This window comes from Streptomyces sp. NPDC002265 (genome assembly GCF_040296125.1).
In the GTDB taxonomy this organism is placed as follows: domain Bacteria; phylum Actinomycetota; class Actinomycetes; order Streptomycetales; family Streptomycetaceae; genus Streptomyces.
On sequence record NZ_JBEOWS010000582.1, the window covers coordinates 1 to 3473 of the forward strand.

General features: G+C 70.5%; 1 protein-coding gene. It reads right to left on the reverse strand.

Going from position 1 to position 3473, the window contains the following annotated elements; translation table 11 throughout:
• Positions 1-2562 (reverse strand): ALF repeat-containing protein (locus tag ABT085_RS45110; protein ID WP_351622697.1); only part of this gene is annotated, 2562 nt, incomplete at its 3' end.
• Positions 2563-3473 lie beyond the last annotated feature (911 nt).

Consider the following 3473-nt stretch of genomic DNA (forward strand, 5'->3'; position numbering starts at 1 on the left):
GTTGCAGGTGTCCGTACGGGTGCCGTGGTTGTGGATCTGGCGCACCCTCTCGACTGCTGCCTCGGCGGCCGCCTTCGAGGCCAGTGCCGCGTTCTGCTGCGCCTTGTAGGCGATCTTCGCGGCCGCGGCGATCGCACCGCTGATCGCCGCGATGTGGGTCGCGGAGTCGTAGTCGAGCTGCGCGGTCCGGTGCTGCGCGATGTTGACGAAGTTCCGGCGCATCCACGTCGGACCCTCCAGGGCCACCTCGGCGTGCGCCTTGGTGTAGGGGCCGCCGGTGTTGAGCAGTGTCGCGGTGGCGACCCCGTCGTCCTCCCGCATCGCGTCGGGGTAGGCGTTCTCGAAGAAGTGCTGCAACGCCGGCGCGGTGTTGGTGTCGAGCGCGGCCTGCGCCGCCGCCTTGACCGCGTTGCCGGGGCTGGAGTTGAGCACACGGACCACCTGGACGCGGTTGTCCTCCGCGGCGGCCTGGACCACGCCGTCGGTCAGGAAGTTCCGCGGCGCCTCGGGCGCGTCGCTGGACAGCGCGGTCGTGGCAGCCGTCGCGATGGCGGGAGCGGAGACCTGGGCCAGGTAGAGGGCGGTCTCGCGGTCGTCCAGGTCCTGGGCCACGGCCCGGTCGGCATCGATCCAGGCATGGGTGTCGGCGTCCGTGCCGGACAGGGCGAACTGGGCGGCCTCCCGGGTCCAGGAGCCCTTCGAGTCCATCAGGCCGACGGCGGCCTTGCGGCCCAGCGTGGCGGCCAGCGGCAGGTCGTTGCCCGCCAGCGCCTGTTCGGCCTGGGTTATCAGATCCTTGAGCGCCTGGTCGGTCTGCTCCGCCTGGGTGCGCTTGTCCGCGGCCGCGGCCAGTTCGTCCGCCTCGTACTGGGCGAGCTGCCTGGCCTCGTCGAGACCGCGCTGCTTGTCGGCGTCCAGGCTCGCCAGCTCCGCGTCCCGCGCGGCCTGCGCCACCGCGAGGGCGTCCGTGACGGCCTGGGTGGCGGTGTCGGCGGCCTTGACCGCCTCGGCCGCGTGCGCGGTGGACTTGTTGGCGTAGTCGAGTGCCTGGCCCGCGTACTTCACGGCCTCGTCCGCGGCGTCCGCGGCCTTCTCGGCGTGGTCGGCCGCGGAGTTGGCGGCGTCGCGCGCGGTACGTGCGGCCGCTGCGGCCGAGTTGGCCAGTGCCTGCGCGGTGGAGGCGGCGTTGGTGGCCCGGTTCGCGGCGGCGTTGGCGATGGCCGCCTGGCGCTGGGCCTCCGCGGCCTCGGCCTGGGCCGCCCCCGCGGCGTTCGCCGCCTGGGCGGAGGCGTTGGCCGCGGCGGCGGCGTCGCGGGCCGCGGAGGCGGCCGCGGAACCGGCGTTCGCGGCCGCAGCGGAGGCGGTCGCGGCGGAGTCCGCGGCCTTGGCGGCCGAGCGCGCCTTGGCGGCGGCGTTGCGGGCGGCGACCGCGGCGTTCTTGGCCGCGGACGCCTTGGAGGCATCCTTGGACGCGGCGATCGCGGCGTTGTAGGCGGTGGACGCGGCGGACCCGGCGGTCGCGGCGGCGTGCGAGGCGGCGGTGGCGGCGTACGAGGCACGACGGGAGGCGTTCACGGCGGCCTGCGAGGCGCTGATGGCATTGCGGGCGGCATCGGCCGCTCCCGCGGCGGCACTGGCCGCCTTGCGCGCCGCCGCCCCGGACTTCGCCACGTCGTTCTTGGCCGCCTCCGCCTCGGCAGCCGCCTTCTGGGCGGCTTCCTTGGCCTTTTCCGCGGCGGTCTGGGCCCGCGCGGAGGCCTCCACGGCCAGGTCGGTCTCGGCCTGGGCGAGCTTGCCCTCCCGCTCGACCACCGCGACGAGTTCCTCGATCGTCGCCGACTCCTGGTCACGGGCGCGCGCGATGTGCTGACCGGTGTCGAGGAACCACTGGATGTCCGACTCGGTGCCGTCCAGGGCACGGCTCGCGTACTTCTGCACCTCCGGGCCGGCCGTGACCAGCATGGAGGCGACCTGCACCTTCATGTCCTCGAGCCGGGCGTTGAACTGACCGTCGGTGAGGAAGGCCGACAGAGCCGCCTGGGTGCCGGTGCCCAGAGCCGCGTTACCCGCCTTGGTCACCGCCTTGCCGCCGGTGCTCATGACGCTGGCCGTGGCCACCCGGAGGTCCTCGGAGATGGCGGCTGTGAACCCGCCGTCGAGGAAGTCGGCGATGGCGCTGTCGCCGTTGTCGAGGGCGGCGCCGCCCGCACGGCGCAGACCGGTGCCGGAGTTCGCGAGGTAGGTGAGGACGGTGACGCGGTTGTCCTCCGCCGTTGCCGCCGGCAGGTGTTCGGTGAGGAAGGCCGCGATGTCGGCGTCGCCGCCGACGAGCGCCGTGGCCGCGGCTGCCCTGACGGCCCGGCCGCCCGTCATCCACGCCTTGACCGCCTTCGCCCGATCGGTGTCCGGCAGGGCGAGCGGATCGGTGCCTGTGGTGTCGTCGGCCGCGGCCGACGTGGCGACCGCCAGGTCGAACCCGAGGGCGGACACCGCCACCATCGCGGTGCTGCCGGTGACGACCGTGCGGAGGAAGTTCCGCCTGCTCCACTGCTTCACGCGCATTGTCCGACCACGCCCCCGTGTCTCCGACCGTTGTTTCGCATCACTGGATGAACCTCCTGGGGAGGACCAAAAGGCGCCTGGCAGAGGGATAAGTGGCGCAAGGATTTCACCGTTCCTCTCGAAACAGGTGCCGATGCCATCGATTACCGACGGAAGGATTGCACAGATCGCGCGGATTAATTCATGCACATGGCAAAGCTGTCCGCTTTATCCCGGATAACGGAGATCTTTCCGGTCAAGCAAATGCAAAGGGTCGGGTGTCGATTGTTAATGGACCGTATGGGCGGTCGCCGGTTGATCACTCGGTGTTCGCGCCCGCATGGTGCGGAGTGCGTGCAGCGTTCACCGCTGAGTGGCGTACATCACACCCGAAGCTGGGCCTATGTCCGCTTTTGTGGAGAACGTTAAGACTGGACAAAAAGTGGATCTTGAGATTGCATGGCGCGGTCAAAGATTTCCCGTCCGGGGTGCACAAGCGCTTTCGCGGCCCATTTTCCGCGAAGCCCGGTGCTTCTTCGATCTTTTGTCCCATCGTGCGGCAAGGCGGGCGGACGGGGGCTTTGAGTTACTGGTTTTCGAGCGGGAGGCCCTGAATTTCAGGGACGGGGGTGAGCTCACGGGTATGCGTATGCAAGTTGCCGTTGCGTTATGTCCAGAATTATTTGTCCGCCTGTTCCTGAACGCGCCCCCGCCGCTGGGTGCGGCCTTCGTGCTCGTCTTTCATTCCGCGTTCCGGAGTTTCCCGGGACCGACGACGAAGGCTGTGGATCAGGACTGTGATGAAGGTACGTGTGCGTACCGCGCTTCAGGCGCGGACGGGCCGCGGGAGACTTGTGCGGCGTGTGGTGGGACTGGCGGCAACGGCCGCCCTGGGTTTGCTCGTTGTGACGCAGGGCCTGCCGGGCGCTTCC